The sequence below is a fragment of the Streptomyces sp. NBC_01515 genome (assembly GCF_045040345.1).
Classification (GTDB): Bacteria; Actinomycetota; Actinomycetes; order Streptomycetales; family Streptomycetaceae; genus Streptomyces.
In genome coordinates, this window is sequence record NZ_CP109416.1 from 9,900,467 (window position 1) to 9,917,180 (window position 16,714).

Below are 16,714 nucleotides of genomic sequence, written 5' to 3' on the forward strand. Positions count from 1 at the left end.
TTCCCGCCGCCGCACCGGTGTTGCCGTGGGGCGGCGGGGCTCGCGCGGGCGACTGATGAGTCATGAAGAAGGATCAGTTGCTCACGCGCCGACGGGCCCTGCTCGCCGGCGCCGCCGCCGTCGGGGCGGCCGGTACCGCCGGTCTGCTGTACTCCGGACTCGCGGACGACGCCCCCGCCCGGACCATTGCCCCCGCCGCCGGGCCCCCGCCACGCCTCGCGCGCAAAGCCTCCTCCTACCGCCTCCAGCCCGTGGCCGGATACGGCGCACCCCACGCCGCCCCCGCCCACGTCCCGGTACGGCACGAACCCTTCCTGCGCATGTCCGGACGCGGCAACACCATGGTGCTCACCTTCGACGACGGACCCGACCCCCGCTACACCCCGCACATCCTCGACACCCTCGCCGAGTACGACGTCCGCGCCACGTTCTTCGTCTGCGGCGAGATGGCCGACTGGAACCGCGACCTGCTCGCCCGCATGTCCGACGAGGGCCACATCGTCGGCAACCACACCTGGTCCCACCCGCTCCTGACGAAGATGACCCGCGGTCAGATCCGCTCGGAGATGGAACGCACCAGCGACGTCATCGAGGACGCCTACGGGGAGCGCCCGCAGTGGTTCCGCGCGCCCTACGGCGCCTGGAACCGGGCCACCTTCCAGCTCGGCTCCGAGATGGGCATGGAACCCCTCGCGTGGACCGTCGACACCCTCGACTGGGACACCCCCGGCGTCCGCCACATCGTCGACGCGGTCGAGGACGGCGCCGCCCCCGGCATCGTGGTGCTCTCGCACGACGCCGGGGGCGACCGGACCCAGAGCGTGAAGGCGCTGCGCGAATACCTGCCGCACCTGCTCGACTCCGGCTACCACATGACACTGCCGCGCCGCCGCACCACCACCTGACGGGACTTCGCCCGCCCGGCCGGGGACCGCTCAGCGGACCTCGACCAGGCGGGCGAAGACGACGACGTTCCCGTCGTAGCCGTTCTGCTTGGAGAAACCGCCGCCGCAGGTGATGACGCGGAGTTCCGGAGTTCCCTTGGACGCGTAGACGCGGTCGCCGGGGAAGTCCTTCTTCTCGAAGACCTCGATGCCGTAGATCTCGAACACGGCGGTCTTTCCGTCCTTGCGCTCGACCTCGACGCGATTTCCCTTCTTGAGGGCCCCCAGTCCGTAGAACACGGCGGGGCCCATTTTGTTGTCGACGTGGCCGACGACGACCGCCGTGCCCTTTTCGCCGGGGGAGACGGCGCCGGTGAACCAGCCCGCCAGGTTCGGGTCCTCCGGCGGCGGAGCGCCCACCCAGCCGTCCGCGTCCAGGCCCACCGGCATGACCGGGGCGTCGACCCGGATCGCGGGGATCCGCACCCGGTCGGCGACGGAGTACGGCAGCGGGGCCGGGACCTTGCCGAACGTGGTGTGGCCGGTCCGGGCGTCCGCGGCAGCGGCGGAGGCCGGCTGCGGCGGCCCGATGTCGAACTCCCCGGAACCATTCCGAATGAGCGCGAGACCGGTCAGCAGAACAAGCGCTATCACTCCCCACGGGGCGCGCTTCTTCTGCCGCTCCTCCTCTTCGGCAAGCTCGGACAGCTCCGACGCAGACATTCGCCATCCCCTCTCGACGCGGCCGTCGCCCCGTCAATCGCGCATACGAGAACGCTAAGTCCCGAAGCCGGAACCGGCGACGGGGAAAGCGCGAACGGGTGGCCCGGACATCCTTATGTGCGCCATACGAGTTGACGCCCACAGGAATTTTCTGACGGTCCGTGACCTGCGGCAATATCCGATTGTGCGCTTTTCCCCCGGCGTGTCCTCTCACCAGGACGGACCATTCTCGAAATGCGGGCGCGCGCAAGGCATCTGAGGGTGCGTCTGGGAGGCGTTTTCTCGCCGATCGACCGGGGACGGGTCCCGGGGCGCCTTCCGCGGAGGATGACATGCGTACTACTCGTGCCCTGGCTGCCGCCGGTGCCGCGGTGGCCGTCCTGGGGCTCGCCGCCCCGGTGGCCGTCGCGGACGGCATGGGCGCCAGCCCCAGCAACATCGTCGCCCTGCCCAGCGTGATCGCCCGCGGCGGCCAGCTCACCGTCACGGTCGACGGCTGCTTCAGCGGCGGCAACGCCATCGCCACCTCGCCGGGGTTCGAACGCCCCGCCAACCTGTCCCTGCTCGGCAACTCCGGCACGACGTCCAGCGGAACGGCCAGGATCAGCCGCTCGGCCACCCCGGGCGCGTACAGCATCACGGTCCGCTGCTCCAACGGCTCCTCGCTGACCCGTGACGACGCCTACACCGTCATCGGCGGGGTCCGGGGCGGGCTCGGCGGCAGCAGCAGCGCGGGGGCGACCCCGACCGACATGGCGATCGGCGGCGGCCTGGTCGCCGCGGCCGTCGTGGGCGGCGGGGTGTTCTGGATGCGCCGCCGCACCGAGCGCGGGATCTGACCTCCTCCCCTTCGGAGTTCAGGCACATGTGACAGGCCTTCGCCCCGGACCCTTGCGGGTTCCGGGGCGAAGGCCTGTGCGGGTGGCGCCGTGGTCAGACGCCGTCCTCCCCGGTACGGCGGCGGGAGAAGTGGTACGCCGCGCCCACCGAGCCCGCGATGAGGGCCGCGCCGATGCCGAGCTCCTTGAGGTCGAAGCCGGCGATGCTGCCGCCCTCACCGGCGTGGACCCCCCGGGGAATCTGCTGGGCCGGCTGGAGCGGCTGGATGTTGTTGTTCGTGCGGCCCGACGCGATGGTCAGACCCGTGGAGCCGCTCACGCCGTCACACGTGAACGTCACCTGGTACACCGCGCCCGGCCTGGCGTCCCAGTCGACCATCGCCGTGGCGGAGGACTGCCCCGGCGAGATCCTGACGGTGTCGAAGACCCCGGAGGAGACCGTGGCGGAGCCCTTGCAGCCGCCCTGGTCCCGGTCGAGCTGCAGGGTCACCTGACCGCCCGCCGCGATCGTCGAGGGCAGGACGCTGAAGCCGAACGGCGTGATGTTGTGGTTGCCGTCGCCCTTCGCGACGGCGACCGGCGCGGACAGGGCGAGGGCGCTGATGCCCAGCAGTGCGGCCGAAGCGACGCGTATCGCGCGCATGGTGATTCCTCCGGGTCCCCGAGGAGCAGCAGCGGACCTTTTCCGCTTGCGCCGTAAATGCACCTCGATGACCGAAACGCTAGGAACATGTGTGCGCTCCCGCGATCGCAGTCGCGCGAATGGGGCAATCGTGTGGGCCGCACAGGGGACCCCGTTCGTGCGACCGGGGGACGCCCGCGGCGTGGCGGACGTCCCCCGATGACCGGCTCCGGTGAGGGGCCGTCAGTCCTTGATATGCGGGAAGAGGTTCAGGAACGGCTGCGCCGAGGCCGTGATGCCGCGGCTGTACGGCGCGTCGAAGTCCCAGATCAGGAACAGCAGGAAGGCGATCAGCGCCGAGAACAGCCCGGCGAGGATCAGCTCCCGTGTCGTACGCCGGATCTGCAGCGCGAACACCATGCCGATGGTGATCACGGCCCCGGCGAGCAGCCCGAACCACACCACCGACGGCATGGTCGCCCCGGTGGAGTCCGAACGGGCGTTGCGTGCCGCGTCCACGGCGGTCACCTGGTCGACGAGCGGCTGGTAGGCCTGCGCCTGGAAGTCGGTCGTCGGCTGGTAGTCGGTGACGTCCGCGCGGATGCGATTCAGGAGGTCGGTGCCGCGCTGGGTGAGCTTCTCGTGGTCGGCCATCGTCTTCCACTCGACGTTGACGACCTGTGAGACATAGGCCTCGACGTCGGCCCGGACGCGGTCACGCTCGGCCGGCGGATAGACCCGCACCCGCTCCGAGATCTCGTGCAGCGCCTGCGCCTCCGCCTGTACGTGGTCCTGGGCGGCGCTGCGGGCCTCCCAGACACCGGCGATCGCGAGGCCCAGGACGATGGCGTACACCACGCCGATCCACATCGTCATGTACTCGATGACGTCCGGGGTCTCACTGGGGTCCTCGTCCTCGGACGCCGCGCGTTCGCGCAGGAAGGTGACGATGACGACGACGACACAGGCCGCCGCCATCGCGAGGGCGAGAACAAGCCATTCCGACAAGAGGTTCCTCCGGGGATCAGCGCGGACGCAGCGCGACGATGGCGATCACCGCGGGCACGGTGATGAGCAGGACGTAGACGACCGGCGACGTCCGACCGGGCGTCGGCCGCTGGCGCGGCTGGGCGTGGTACTTCGGATAACTCACCGGGGACGCGGAGGGATGCGGGGTCGGCCTGGGCGACGGCTTCGGAGTCGGGGTCGGGGTGGGTGTCGGAGTGGGCGTGGGGGTCGGGATCACCCGGGGCAGCGGCGCCGCGGGTGCCGGACGCGGCGCCGGGGCGGGCGGTGGCGGGGTGGGCTTCGGGGTGGGCCGCGGCTTCGGCGTCGGCTTGGGGGTCGGGGTCGGGGTGGGTTTCGGCGGGGGAGGCGGTGTGGGCTTCGGCGGTGGCGGGGTGGGCGTCGGGGAGGGGCAGGGCGGCGGCGGGGTCGGCTTCGGGCAGGCCGGGGGAGTCGGCCAGGAGCCGTCGCCGGCCACCGCCACCGCCTCCGTGCCGTCCGGCCCCGTCGAGGCGTACGCACAGGCGTCGGCCGCTGCCAGGCCCGCTGGTGCGCCCGCCAGCAGCCATGTCAGCGTCACCAGGGTCAACACCCTTGCGGCGAGGGCGGTTCGGGTCGGTTCGGGTCCATGCACGACGGAGATCATGAGCCCTCGCGGGCGGGGGCGCGCCGGGGCGCGGGAGGAATGCCCCGAAGGAGTGGAAGACGGGGTACGGCCGTTTGACGAACCGGCCGCCGGACACGGCCGGATGCGCACGGGCGTACGAGAAGGAGCCGCCGTGTCACAGGGGTCGGAAAGAAATTTGTGCGGCGGTTGAACACTTCCGTGGTCCCCACCCGTACATAGGACCGTGCGGCGGCACAGACGGGCGCTGCAACATCCAGGTGATTATGGGGAGTTGACGATGAAGACCTCCTGGCGGAGCGCCTCACTCGCGGCGACGGCCGTGTCCGTCATGGCGTTGACGGCGGCGTGCGGTTCGGACAATGCGCCCACGCCTTCTTCTGCGGCACAGAACGTCGGTGCCACGGCGGCGGCCGGAGGTTACGGAAGCGTCGGTGCGGCCACTTCGAGCCCCAGCACCGGCGCCGGCAACGGCTACGGAGCCGACGGCCAGCAGGCCGCGGCCGCCGAGCCCGCGGGCCAGCTGACCGTTGCCAACAACCCCGACCTCGGCAAGGTGTTGAGCGACGGTGCGGGTCTCACCCTCTACCGTTTCGACGCCGACACGGCCAATCCCCCCAAGTCGAACTGCGACGGCGACTGTGCCACCGCCTGGCCGCCGGTTCCCGCGGACGACGCCACGGCCGGCGCCGGTATCGACAAGGCTCTCCTCGGCGAGGTGACCCGCACCGACGGCACCAAGCAGCTGACCGTCGGCGGCTGGCCCGCCTACCGCTACGCCAAGGACGTCAACGCCGGTGACGTCAACGGCCAGGGCGTGGGCGCCAAGTGGTACGCGCTCGCCCCCGACGGCAAGAAGGCGACCCTTGCCAGCCTGCCCGGTCTGTCCGTGAAGAAGGACGCCAAGCTCGGCGACATCGTCGTCGACAAGAACGGCCACACGGTCTACCGCTTCCTCAAGGACAAGGCATGGCCGAAGTCGGTGTCGAACTGCCTCGGCGACTGCGCGAAGAAGTGGCCGGCCGTCGGCATCGTCTCGGCGAACGACACCAAGGGCGTGCAGAAGAAGGGCCTCATGGGCTTCACCCGCCCCGACGGCGTCAAGCAGATGACCGTCAACTGCTGGCCCATCTACACCTTCTCCGGTGACACGGCCGCCGGACAGACCAACGGACAGGGCGTGGGCGGCACTTGGTACGCCGTCTCCCCTGAAGGCAAGCCGGTCGGCGCGCCCGCGGAGTAGCGAGAACCTCCCCAGGGTTGATCGCCCCCCGCCCACTCGGCACCGAGACGCGGAAGGGAGGGTCGCGGGCAAGCGACAGAAATGCCGAACAGCACAGCAGCGCGCGCGACCTCAGGTCCGCCCCCTCCGCACCGCACGGAGGGGGCGGGCCGCTTTGGCGTAATCCGGCCGCCAATTCCGGCATTCTCCGCGCCTCTCCGCATGTCCCCGCACGTCAATTCGGCATGTGACGCGGGCAGTGACCGGGAACGGATGGTCAATTTCCGTTTCCGCTCGCTCCTTTGGCGGGCGATCAGTAGCCTCAGCTCGAACACCGGATCGCCTACGCCTTGGAGAGATACATGGAGCGTCCCGCCTGGGCACCACGAAGCATCGACATCTCGGTGCCGAGCGTTTCGCGTATCTACGACTACTACCTGGGCGGTTCGCACAACTTCGAGGTCGACCGGGAAGCGGCCCGCAAGGCCATGGAGTTCCTCCCGGGACTTCCCAAGATCATGCAGGCGAACCGGGCGTTCATGCGTCGCGCCGTACGATTCGCGGCCGCCGAGGGCATCACCCAGTTCCTCGACATCGGCTCCGGAATTCCCACCTTCGGAAACGTCCACGAGGTGGCCCAGGCGGCCGTCCCCGGCGCCCATGTCATGTACGTCGACCACGATCCGGTGGCGGTCGCGCACAGCCAGGCCGTCCTGGCGGGCAACGCGACCGCGGACGTCGTCGCGGCCGACCTCCGCAAGCCCCAGGAGATCCTGGCGAGCGCCGAGGTGCAGCGGCTGATCGACGTGAATCGGCCAGTGGCCTTACTTCTCGTTGCCATACTGCACTTCGTGGAAGACACGGACGACCCGTACGGAGCGGTGGCACAGCTGCGCGAGGCACTCGCGCCCGGCAGCCTGCTGATCCTCACCCATGCCTCGTACGAGGGAATCCCGTTGCCACCGGAGCGGGCGGAGGGCGCGGTGGACGTGTACAAGGACATTCGCAATCCGCTGATCATGCGCTCGCGCGACGAGATCGCGCGGTTCTTCGAGGGGTACGACATGGTGGAACCGGGACTGGTGCCGATGCCGGAGTGGCGGCCGGACACGGTGCTGGAGGACGAGGATCCGTACTCCTTCTCCGGATTCGCCGGCGTAGGACGCGCGGCGTGACCGCGGAGCCGGACGGGCCGGAGGGCAGACTGCGCAGGTTCGCGACCATCTGGAGCCGGGCGGTGTTCCCGGCGACCTCCACGTCGCTGACCCGGCCCGAGTTCGAGGAGCTGCTCCTGCCGCTGGCACGGCGGTTGAGCGAGGCCCTGCGCGCCAGGACCTTCGAGGCCGAGGAGGGCAAGGCGGTCGGCGTCGCCCTCGTCTCCGCGCACTGCACCGACCCCGACGCCCTCACCCGCACCCTGGAGTGCGTCGACGCCTACCTGGTGCTCTACTGCGGCGGCGACGGCTCCCAGGAGGACCTGCGGATCCGCTCGGCCCGCCTCCAGCACGCCATGGCCGCCGGCTTCGCCCAGGCACTGCGCGAGCGCACGCTGGCCGAGCAGGAGGCCATCTCCGTGGCCGCGCTCCAGGCCCAGGGCGTCGTCGCCCAGGCCCTGCACGCGACCGAGGCCCGCTTCCGCGCGGTCTTCGAGGGCGCGGCCATAGGTATCGGCATGGCCGACCTCGACGGCAACATCCTCCAGGTCAACGGCGCGCTGCTGCGCATGTTCGGGATCTCCGACCAGACCATGGGCGGCCGCAACGTCCGCGAGTGGACCCACCCGGACGACGCCCCCCAGACCTGGACCCTCTACGACGAACTCGTCCGCGGCGAGCGCGAGCACTACCACGTCGAGAAGGCGTTCTACCGACCTGACGGAACGGTCCTGTGGACCAACCTCACGGTCTCCCTGCTGCGCGACGCCGACGGCGACCCGCAGTACCAGCTCGCCCTCATGGAGGACACCACCGAGCGGCGGCTGCTCAACCTGCGGCTGCGCTACGAGGCGACCCACGACGCGCTCACCGGCCTCCCGAACCGCACCCTGTTCTTCGAACGCCTGGAGAAGGCCCTCGGCGCGGGCAACAACCAGCGGTTCGGCCTGTGTTACCTCGACCTCGACGGCTTCAAGACCATCAACGACAGCCTCGGCCACGCGGCCGGCGACCGGCTGCTCGTCGAGGTCGCGGACCGGCTGCAGTCCTGCGCGACCGCACCTGGCGAGATGGTCGCCCGGCTCGGCGGCGACGAGTTCGTCGCGCTGACCACCGGCCCCGACACCGAGCGTGAGGTCGACGAACTCGCGGGCCGCATCATGAACGCCCTGATCACCCCCGTCAGCATCGACGGCCGCGACCTCACCGTGCGCGGCTCCATCGGCATCGTCGAGGGCCCGGCCGGCGAGCGCGGCCCCGCGGAGGTGCTGCGCAGCGCCGACATCACGATGTACCGGGCCAAGTCCGCGGGCGGCAACCGCTTCGAGCTGGCCGACCCGGAGGCCGACGCCCGAGCGATCACACGCCACGGCCTGACGACAGCACTTCCGGCAGCCCTGGACCGCAACGAGTTCTTCATCGAGTACCAGCCGCTCGTCCACCTCGGCGACGGCAGCGTGCGCGGCGCCGAGGCCCTCGTCCGCTGGCTGCACCCGCAGCACGGCGTGCTGGGCCCCGACCGCTTCATCCCGCTCGCCGAACACACCGGCCTGATCGTCCCGTTGGGCCGCTGGGTCCTGGAACAGTCCGTACGCCAGGCCCGCGCCTGGCGCGAGACCTACGGCGACGGCATCCCCCTGCGCATCAACGTCAACCTCTCGCCCTGCCAGCTCACCCACCCCGGCCTGGTCCAGGACACCGTCGACATCCTGGAGCGCACCGGCGTCGCACCCGACGCGCTCTGCCTGGAGGTCACCGAGTCCGCGCTCATCGGCGCCGACGACGACCTCCTGAAGCCGCTGCGCCGCCTCGCCGAGATGGGCGTCGACATCGCCCTGGACGACTTCGGCACCGGCTACTCCAACCTCGCCAACCTCCGCCGTCTGCCGGTGAGCATCCTCAAGCTGGACCGCTCCTTCACCCAGAGCATGCAGCAGTTCCCGGCCGACCCCGTCGACCTCAAGATCGTCGAGGGCATCGTCTCCCTGGCCCACAGCCTGAACCTCACGGTGACGGTCGAGGGCGTCGAGACCGGCGCGCAGGCCGAACAGCTCCGCATACTCGGCTGCGACACGGCCCAGGGTTGGTTCTACGCCCGCCCGGGACCGCCGGAGCGGCTGCACGAACTGGCGCTGGTGGACGCGACGGGGTGAGGCGGTGACCCCGGGTTCCGGACTTGCGCGGCGTCTTCTTGGCGGCTGCGCAAGGATGGCCCGGGGCGGACGCACGCCCGGTCGGCGGGCTGCCGTCCTGACATGCAGGCCTCGTCGCGAAGGAGCCGGACTCCATGAGTACCGAACTGCAGGGCCGAACCGCCGTGGTGACAGGCGCCAGCAAGGGCATCGGACTGGCGGTCGTGGAGGCGCTGGCCGGTGCGGGCGCGAGCGTCGTCGCCGGGTCCCGTACGACCACCGAGGGGCTGGACGCGCTGGTCAAGGAGGGCTCCGTCACCTGGGTGCCGGTCGACCTCGCGGAGCACGGCGCGGCCGAGCGGCTGATCGAGGCGGCGGGCGGGCGCGTCGACGTCCTGGTGAACAACGTCGGTACGGCACCGCCCCGCACCGGCGGCTTCCTGTCCGTGACCGACGAGGACTGGCAGCGCACCCTCGACCTGAACCTCCTCACGGCGGTACGCGTCACCCGCGCCGCCCTGCCCCTGATGCTGGCGGCCGGCCGGGGCTCCGTGATCACGATCGGCTCGGTCAACGCGACCCTGCCCGACCCGCTGGTCATCGACTACAGCGCGGGCAAGGCCGCCCTGGTCGCCTTCTCCAAGGCCCTGTCCAAGGAGGTCGGCCCGAAGGGCATCCGCGTCAACACGGTCAGCCCCGGCCCGGTCGAGACGGAACTGTGGCTCGGCGGCGGCGGAGTCGCCGCGACCGTGTCGGCCGCCACCGGCCTCACCCCGGCCGAGGTCGCGGCCAAGGCCGCCGCCGCCACCGTCACCGGCCGCTTCTCCCGCCCCGCCGAGATCGCCGACGTAGTCCTCTTCCTGGCGGGCGACCGCGCAGCCAACCTCACCGGCAGCGACCTAGTGATCGACGGCGGCCTGATCCCGACCTGGTGACCCACCCAGGCACCGACGAACGATGAACTCCCGTACGGCGACGCCCGGTTGCCGCCACGTCTACGGCGACTGCGGCAACCGCCATCAGCACCGGCGACCGCGTGGCCGACCGCTCCCACCGCACGTGCCGCGATCGGCATCAGCCGCAGCGCCCGGGTGAGGCGCTGCGGCTCACCGGTCCTGCGGCATGCGCATCGGGGTCTCGCCGAGCCCGCGCACCTCACCTCACCGCTCCAACAACATTCGCTGCAACTCCCGAGCCGCCCGAGGCGGAGCCACGTCGCTTCGATGCGCGAGCGCGATCGTCCGGTGCAGCCCGGGCCGCGCCAGCGGGGTCACCCGTAGCCCCCGCCCGGACTTCGTCGCGACCATGCGCGGGACTACGGCCACGCCGAGCCCCGCTCGGACGAAACCGAGGACCGCGTCCATCTCGCCGCCCTCCACCGCGAAGTCGGGCTCGAAGCCCTCGGCGCGGCAGGCGGCGACGGTCAGTTCGCGGAGGTCGTAGCCGTGGCGGAACATCACCAGGCGCTCGCCCTCCAGGTCGGAGATCCGTACCGTGCGGCCGCGGCCCGGTGCCGGTGCCTCCGGTGAGGAGACGATCACCAGGTCCTCGCGGAGCAGCTCCACCGTCGTCAACGCCGGTGAGGGGGTGGGCAGCGGCAGGACCACCAACGCCAAGTCGAGGGCGCCGCGCGCGAGTTCGCGTACGAGGTCGTGGGAACCGCCCTCCTCGATCAGCAGCCGGATGCCCGGATAGCGGTCGTGGAAGGCGCGGAGCACGTCCGGGAGCAGGCCCGTGCACAGGCTCGGGGTCGCGCCCAACCTGATCCGGCCGCTGCGGAGTTGGGCCAGCTCCTGCACCTCGTGCCGGGCCGTGTCCGCGTCCGCCAGGATCCGCCGGGCCAGCGGCAGCAGCGCCTCGCCCGCGTCCGTGAGCGTGATGTTGCCCCGGGCCCGCAGGAACAGATCCGCGCCCAGCTCCCGCTCCAGCGCCTTGATCTGCTGGGACAGCGACGGCTGCGCGACATGGACCAGATCGGCGGCCCGGGTGAAGTGCCGGGTCTCGGCGACCGCCACGAAGTACTGGAGCTGCTGGAACTGCATACACCCACGATAGCCGTGACCTATCGAAACCAGGCAGATCATGTCTTGGACCGATCGACTCTCTCGCGTCTAACGTCCGTAGACATGGCTCTGGCAACGCGGACGGACCGACGGCCGTCGATGGCGCGCACGGTGTGGGACAGCTCCGTCGGCAAGAAGACAGTGATGGCCGTCAGCGGCCTGATCATGCTGCTGTACCTGGTCGTCCACATGATCGGGAACCTGAAGATCTTCTTCGGCGCGGGCGAGTTCAACCACTACGCCCACTGGCTGCGCACCGTCGGCGAACCCTTCATGCACTACGAGTGGACGCTCTGGCTGATCCGGATCGTCCTGGTCGTCGCCGTGATCGCCCACGCCGTCTCCGCGTACCAGCTCAGCCGCCGCGACATCAAGGCGCGCCCCAGCAAGTACGCGCACAAGAAACGCCGGGCGACCTACGCCACCCGCACCATGCGCTGGGGCGGCATCATCCTCGCCCTGTTCATCGTCTGGCACATCCTCGACCTGACCACCGGCACCGTGCACTCCGGCGGATTCCAGGAGGGCCACCCGTACCAGAACGTCGTGGACACCTTCTCCACCTGGTACGGCGACACCATCTACATCGTCGCGATGCTCGCCCTCGGCCTGCACGTCCGGCACGGCTTCTGGAGCGCCGCGCAGACCCTCGGCGCGGGCAGCCGCAGCCGCGACCGCGCCCTGAAGACCGTGGCCAATGTCCTCGCGCTGCTGCTCACGGCCGGCTTCATCGCCGTACCCGTGGGCGTCATGACCGGAGTGGTGAGCTGAAATGGCCCTTGAATACACCGACTTCACGACCGGGGAACCCGTCACCGACACCAAGTCGCCCACCGGCCCCATCAACGAGCGCTGGGACACCCGCCGTTTCGAGGCCAAACTGGTCAACCCCGCCAACCGCCGCAAACACACGGTGATCGTCGTCGGCACCGGCCTCGCGGGCGGCTCGGCAGGCGCCACCCTCGCCGAACAGGGCTACCACGTCGTCCAGTTCTGCTTCCAGGACTCCCCGCGCCGCGCCCACTCGATCGCCGCCCAGGGCGGCATCAACGCGGCGAAGAACTACCGCAACGACGGCGACTCCGTCCACCGCCTCTTCTACGACACCGTCAAGGGCGGCGACTTCAGGGCCCGCGAGTCCAACGTCCACCGCCTGGCGCAGATCTCGGTGGAGATCATCGACCAGTGCGTGGCGCAGGGCGTGCCGTTCGCGAGGGAGTACGGCGGCCTGCTCGACACCCGCTCCTTCGGCGGCGTGCAGGTCTCCCGCACCTTCTACGCCCGCGGCCAGACAGGACAGCAACTCCTCCTCGGCGCCTACCAGGCACTCTCCCGGCAGATCGCCGCCGGGAACATCGAGATGCACCCGCGCACCGAGATGCTCGACCTGATCGTCGTGGACGGGAAGGCGCGCGGGATCGTCGCCCGCGACCTGATCACGGGCCGTATCGACACGTACTTCGCGGACGCCGTCGTCCTCGCCAGCGGCGGCTACGGCAACGTCTTCTACCTGTCGACGAACGCCATGAACTCCAACGCCACGGCCATCTGGCGGGCCCACCGGCGCGGAGCCCTGTTCGCCAACCCGTGCTTCACGCAGATCCACCCCACCTGCATCCCGCGCACCGGCGACCACCAGTCCAAACTCACCCTGATGAGCGAGTCGTTGCGCAACGACGGCCGGATCTGGGTGCCGAAGGCGCAGGGCGACGAACGCCCCCCGAACCAGATCCCCGAGGACGAGCGCGACTACTACCTGGAGCGCATCTACCCGGCCTTCGGCAACCTCGTGCCCCGCGACATCGCCTCCCGCGCCGCGAAGAACGTGTGCGACGAGGGGCGCGGGGTCGGTCCCGGCGGGCAGGGCGTCTACCTCGACTTCGCCGACGCCATCGGGCGGTTGGGGCGGAAGGCCGTCGAGGAGAAGTACGGCAACCTCTTCGACATGTACGCCCGGATCACCGCCGAGGACCCGTACACGGTCCCGATGCGGATCTACCCGGCCGTGCACTACACGATGGGCGGTCTCTGGGTCGACTACGACCTCCAGACCACGATCCCGGGCCTGTTCGCGATCGGCGAGGCCAACTTCTCCGACCACGGCGCCAACCGCCTCGGCGCCTCCGCGCTGATGCAGGGCCTCGCCGACGGCTACTTCGTCCTCCCGGCGACGATCAACGACTACCTCGCCCGGCACCCAGGACACGAGGGGATAGACGTCCAACACCCCGCCGTACAGGAGGTGTTGGCGGAGACCGAGGACAGGCTCAACCTCCTCCTCGCGGTGGACGGCGACCGCACCCCCGACTCCTTCCACCGTGAACTCGGCGAACTCATGTGGGAGTTCTGCGGCATGGCCCGCACCGACAGCGGACTGCGCAAGGCACTGGAACGCATCCCGCAGATCCGCGAGGAGTTCTGGCGGCGCATCAAGGTCCCGGGCACCGGCGAGGAGTTCAACCAGTCCCTGGAGAAGGCGAACCGGATCGTCGACTACCTCGAACTCGCCGAGCTGATGTGCCTCGACGCACTCAACCGCGCCGAGTCCTGCGGCGGCCACTTCCGCGAGGAGTCCCAGACGCCGGACGGCGAAGCGGAGCGCAGGGACGAGGAGTTCGGCTACGCGGCGGCCTGGGAGTTCACCGGCACCGGTTCATCTCCCGTACTGCACAAGGAAGACCTGGTCTTCGAGTACGTCCACCCCACTCAGCGGAGCTACGCATGAAGCTCACCCTGCGCGTCTGGCGGCAGCAGAACGCCGACGCCGAAGGCGCCATGTCCACCTACCAAGTGGACGGAATCTCCACGGACATGTCGTTCCTGGAGATGCTCGACACCCTCAACGAGGAACTCATCCTCAAGGGGGAGGACCCGGTCGCCTTCGACCACGACTGCCGCGAGGGCATCTGCGGCGCGTGCTCCCTCGTCATCAACGGCGACGCGCACGGCCCCGAGCGCACCACCACCTGCCAACTCCACATGCGGTCCTTCGAGGACGGCGACACGATCGACATCGAACCGTGGCGCGCCTCCGCGTTCCCGGTCGTCAAGGACCTCGTGGTCGACCGCTCGGCCTTCGACCGCATCATCCAGGCCGGCGGCTACATCACCGCCCCCACCGGCGCCGCCCCCGAGGCCCACGCCACCGCCGTCCCCAAACCGGACGCCGACTTCGCCTTCGAGCACGCCGAGTGCATCGGCTGCGGAGCGTGCGTCGCCGCGTGCCCGAACGGCGCCGCGATGCTCTTCACCTCCGCCAAGGTCAACCACCTCAACGTCCTCCCGCAGGGCGCCCCCGAGCGCGAGACCCGCGTCCTCGACATGGTCGCGCAGATGGACGAGGAGGGCTTCGGCGGCTGCACGCTGGCCGGCGAATGCGCCACCGCCTGCCCGAAGGGCATCCCGCTGTTCTCCATCACCGGCATGAACAAGGAATGGCTGCGGGCGACCCGCAAGGTGGCCAAGCGCTAGACGTCCCAGCTCACCGAACGTTCGCCGGCAGGGTGCGGACGGGCGGAGCCGCAGTGGTGCTCAACCCCGGCTCCGCCAAGCACCCCTGGCATTCAACAACCCCACATCGTCTCTCTCTTCGCGGGTCACACCACGGACAGCCGGCGTCGGCACAACAGGTATGGCGGCACCGCTCGCCGCTGAGCCGTCCCCGGCCCGTGACCAGGAGAGAGCCATGACCGGCGTTTCCACCCTCGACCGCCCCTCGCAGCCCGCCGCGCCGACCCGCTACACCGTCACGCTCGCCCGCGACGAGGACGAGGTGCGGGCCGCGCAGCGGCTGCGGCACGACGTCTTCGCCGGGGAGATGGGCGCCCACCTCTCCAGCCCGCAGCCCGGCCTGGACGTCGACGCCTTCGACGCCTACTGCGACCACCTCCTCGTCCGCGACACGGTCACCGGGCAGGTGGTCGGCACCTACCGGCTGCTGCCGCCCGAGCGGGCCGCGGTCGCCGGACGCCTCTACTCGGAGAGCGAGTTCGACCTCGCCCCCCTCGACTCGATCCGCCCGGGCCTGGTCGAGGTCGGCCGCTCCTGCGTCCACCCCGACCACCGCGACGGCGCCGTCATCGGCCTCATCTGGGCCGGCATAGCCCGCTACATGGTCGACCGCGGCCACGAATGGCTCGCCGGCTGCTGCTCCATCCCGCTCGCCGACGGCGGCACCCTCGCCGCCGGCACCTGGGACCGGGTCGGCGCCAAGCACCTCGCCCCCGAGGAGTTCCGGGTACGACCGCTGCTGCCCTGGAGCGCCGACGGCGTGACCCGCCCCGCCGGACGCGTCGAACTCCCGCCGCTGCTGCGCGGATACGTCCGCCTCGGCGCCTGGGTGTGCGGCGAGCCCGCCCACGACCCGGACTTCGGGGTCGCCGACCTGTACGTGCTGCTGTCGATGCGCCGGGTCAACCCGCGCTATCTGCGGCACTTCCTCTCGCTCGTCCCGGCGTGATGAGCGGCTGGCTGCCCAGCGCGCCCTGCACCCCCAGGTCGTGCATCGAGTCGAAGGGGTCCGTCACAGCCGTACCGCGCGCCGTGCTGCGCTTCGTGACCGTCCTGGTCGTGGTCGCCGCCGGGGCCGCACTCACCCCCGTCGGAGGACGGATCCCCGCCCGCGCGGTGCGCTGGTGGTGCCGGACGATCGTCCGGTCCGCCGGCATCCGGCTCCGCATCACCGGCACCACCACGCCCACCGGGGGACTGCTGCTCGTCGCCAACCACATCTCCTGGCTCGACATCCCGCTGCTGGCAGCCGTACGCCCCGCCCGCATGCTGGCCAAGGCCGAGATCCGGCACTGGCCCGTCGCGGGCACGCTCACCGCGGGCAGCGGCGCCCTGTTCATCGACCGCGACCGGCTGCGCGCCCTGCCCGAGACGGTCGCCTCCATCGCGGGCGCCCTGCGCGCGGGCGGGGCGGTCGCCGTCTTCCCCGAGGGCAGCACCTGGTGCGGCCGGGCCCAGGGCCACTTCCGGCGGGCCGTCTTCCAGGCCGCACTCGACGCCGGAGTGCCCGTCCAGCCGGTCGGCCTGCACTACCTCACCGACGGCACCGCCAGCACCGCCCCCGCCTTCGTCGGCAGCGACTCCCTGCTCACCTCGGTGTGGCGGGTCGTGTCGACGCGCGGGCTCGTCGCCGAGGTGGAGGTCGGCGAGACCATCGCGCCCGGCAGCCACCCCGACCGCCGCTCCCTCGCCCACGCGGCGCAGGCCGGGGTGACCGCTCAGCCGCAGCATCAGGACCACTGCACGTCGGTGCCGCAGGCCCCGGTGAAAATCCGCAGGACGGCGCGGAGGCGTCCTGTTAGCGTTGCGTCCATGAGGATCATCAGGCACACCGGCACCGCGACCGCGCGAGCGACCAGCTCGCCGGCTGCCGACGCCTGAACCTCACTGACCTCTCCCGGCGGCCGGAAACGGACCGCCGGGTGTGTCGTTTCC

General features: G+C 70.8%; 16 protein-coding genes. 11 read left to right on the forward strand and 5 right to left on the reverse strand.

All coding sequences use genetic code 11. The annotated features are described in order from the left end of the window. Positions 1-62: 62 nt before the first annotated feature. A complete protein-coding gene (locus OG407_RS43730; RefSeq protein WP_405866161.1) occupies positions 63-905 on the forward strand; it encodes a polysaccharide deacetylase family protein in 843 nt (280 codons plus the stop codon). A gap of 30 nt (positions 906-935) precedes the next feature. On the opposite strand, the gene OG407_RS43735 is transcribed toward OG407_RS43730, so the two are convergent. Beyond that, positions 936-1,607, reverse strand: coding sequence for a class F sortase (locus tag OG407_RS43735; protein ID WP_327399548.1), 672 nt, complete (start codon positions 1,605-1,607; stop codon positions 936-938). 332 nt (positions 1,608-1,939) lie between these two features. Here OG407_RS43735 and OG407_RS43740 point away from each other — a divergent pair, with 332 nt between their 5' ends. Further along, a complete protein-coding gene (locus tag OG407_RS43740; protein ID WP_328675962.1) occupies positions 1,940-2,446 on the forward strand; it encodes a hypothetical protein in 507 nt (168 codons plus the stop codon). 94 nt (positions 2,447-2,540) lie between these two features. Here the strand turns inward: OG407_RS43740 and OG407_RS43745 are convergent, their stop codons facing one another. The 3 genes from OG407_RS43745 to OG407_RS43755 form a co-directional block, all read right to left on the reverse strand. Further along, a complete protein-coding gene (locus tag OG407_RS43745) occupies positions 2,541-3,089 on the reverse strand; it encodes a hypothetical protein (protein WP_328675961.1) in 549 nt (182 codons plus the stop codon). A gap of 222 nt (positions 3,090-3,311) precedes the next feature. Continuing rightward, positions 3,312-4,076: a DUF4239 domain-containing protein gene (locus OG407_RS43750; protein ID WP_405866164.1), complete on the reverse strand. Its 765-nt coding sequence runs from the start codon at positions 4,074-4,076 to the stop codon at positions 3,312-3,314. A 16-nt stretch (positions 4,077-4,092) separates the two neighbouring features. Next, positions 4,093-4,707 (reverse strand): hypothetical protein, encoded by a 615-nt coding sequence (locus OG407_RS43755; protein WP_405866168.1) that lies wholly within the window; start codon positions 4,705-4,707, stop codon positions 4,093-4,095. A gap of 271 nt (positions 4,708-4,978) precedes the next feature. Here OG407_RS43755 and OG407_RS43760 point away from each other — a divergent pair, with 271 nt between their 5' ends. From OG407_RS43760 to OG407_RS43775, 4 genes are all read left to right on the forward strand, one after another. Then, positions 4,979-5,941, forward strand: a complete 963-nt coding sequence (locus OG407_RS43760) for an SCO0930 family lipoprotein (protein WP_405866170.1) — start codon at positions 4,979-4,981, stop codon at positions 5,939-5,941. A 341-nt stretch (positions 5,942-6,282) separates the two neighbouring features. Continuing rightward, the gene (locus OG407_RS43765) at positions 6,283-7,095 is read left to right on the forward strand and encodes an SAM-dependent methyltransferase (protein WP_405866172.1); all 813 of its coding nucleotides are present in this window, start codon (positions 6,283-6,285) and stop codon (positions 7,093-7,095) included. Continuing rightward, positions 7,092-9,227: a putative bifunctional diguanylate cyclase/phosphodiesterase gene (locus OG407_RS43770; RefSeq protein WP_403586402.1), complete on the forward strand. Its 2,136-nt coding sequence runs from the start codon at positions 7,092-7,094 to the stop codon at positions 9,225-9,227. Before OG407_RS43765 ends, OG407_RS43770 begins: the two co-directional genes overlap by 4 nt. A gap of 134 nt (positions 9,228-9,361) precedes the next feature. Then, a complete protein-coding gene (locus tag OG407_RS43775; RefSeq protein ID WP_405866174.1) occupies positions 9,362-10,141 on the forward strand; it encodes an SDR family NAD(P)-dependent oxidoreductase in 780 nt (259 codons plus the stop codon). Between the two features lie 225 nt (positions 10,142-10,366). Here the strand turns inward: OG407_RS43775 and OG407_RS43780 are convergent, their stop codons facing one another. After that, on the reverse strand, positions 10,367-11,248 hold the full coding sequence (locus tag OG407_RS43780) for a LysR family transcriptional regulator (RefSeq protein ID WP_405866176.1): 882 nt from the start codon (positions 11,246-11,248) through the stop codon (positions 10,367-10,369). Positions 11,249-11,368: 120 nt separating this feature from the next. Between OG407_RS43780 and OG407_RS43785 the strand changes: the two genes are divergently transcribed. The 5 genes from OG407_RS43785 (at position 11,369) to OG407_RS43805 (ending at position 16,660) form a co-directional block, all read left to right on the forward strand. Then, complete coding sequence (locus tag OG407_RS43785) at positions 11,369-12,040, forward strand: succinate dehydrogenase (protein ID WP_403586959.1); 672 nt, start codon at positions 11,369-11,371, stop codon at positions 12,038-12,040. A 1-nt stretch (position 12,041) separates the two neighbouring features. Next, the gene (locus OG407_RS43790; protein ID WP_405866178.1) at positions 12,042-13,994 is read left to right on the forward strand and encodes a fumarate reductase/succinate dehydrogenase flavoprotein subunit; all 1,953 of its coding nucleotides are present in this window, start codon (positions 12,042-12,044) and stop codon (positions 13,992-13,994) included. Next, positions 13,991-14,740 carry a succinate dehydrogenase/fumarate reductase iron-sulfur subunit gene (locus OG407_RS43795; protein WP_405866180.1) on the forward strand — a complete coding sequence of 250 codons (750 nt, stop codon included), beginning with the start codon at positions 13,991-13,993 and terminating at the stop codon, positions 14,738-14,740. Before OG407_RS43790 ends, OG407_RS43795 begins: the two co-directional genes overlap by 4 nt. 214 nt (positions 14,741-14,954) lie before the next feature. Beyond that, entirely contained in the window at positions 14,955-15,728 is a 774-nt protein-coding gene (locus OG407_RS43800; protein ID WP_327399536.1) for a GNAT family N-acyltransferase, read from the forward strand. Beyond that, a complete protein-coding gene (locus tag OG407_RS43805) occupies positions 15,728-16,660 on the forward strand; it encodes a lysophospholipid acyltransferase family protein (protein ID WP_405866182.1) in 933 nt (310 codons plus the stop codon). The genes OG407_RS43800 and OG407_RS43805 overlap by 1 nt, the downstream gene beginning before the upstream one ends. Positions 16,661-16,714 lie beyond the last annotated feature (54 nt).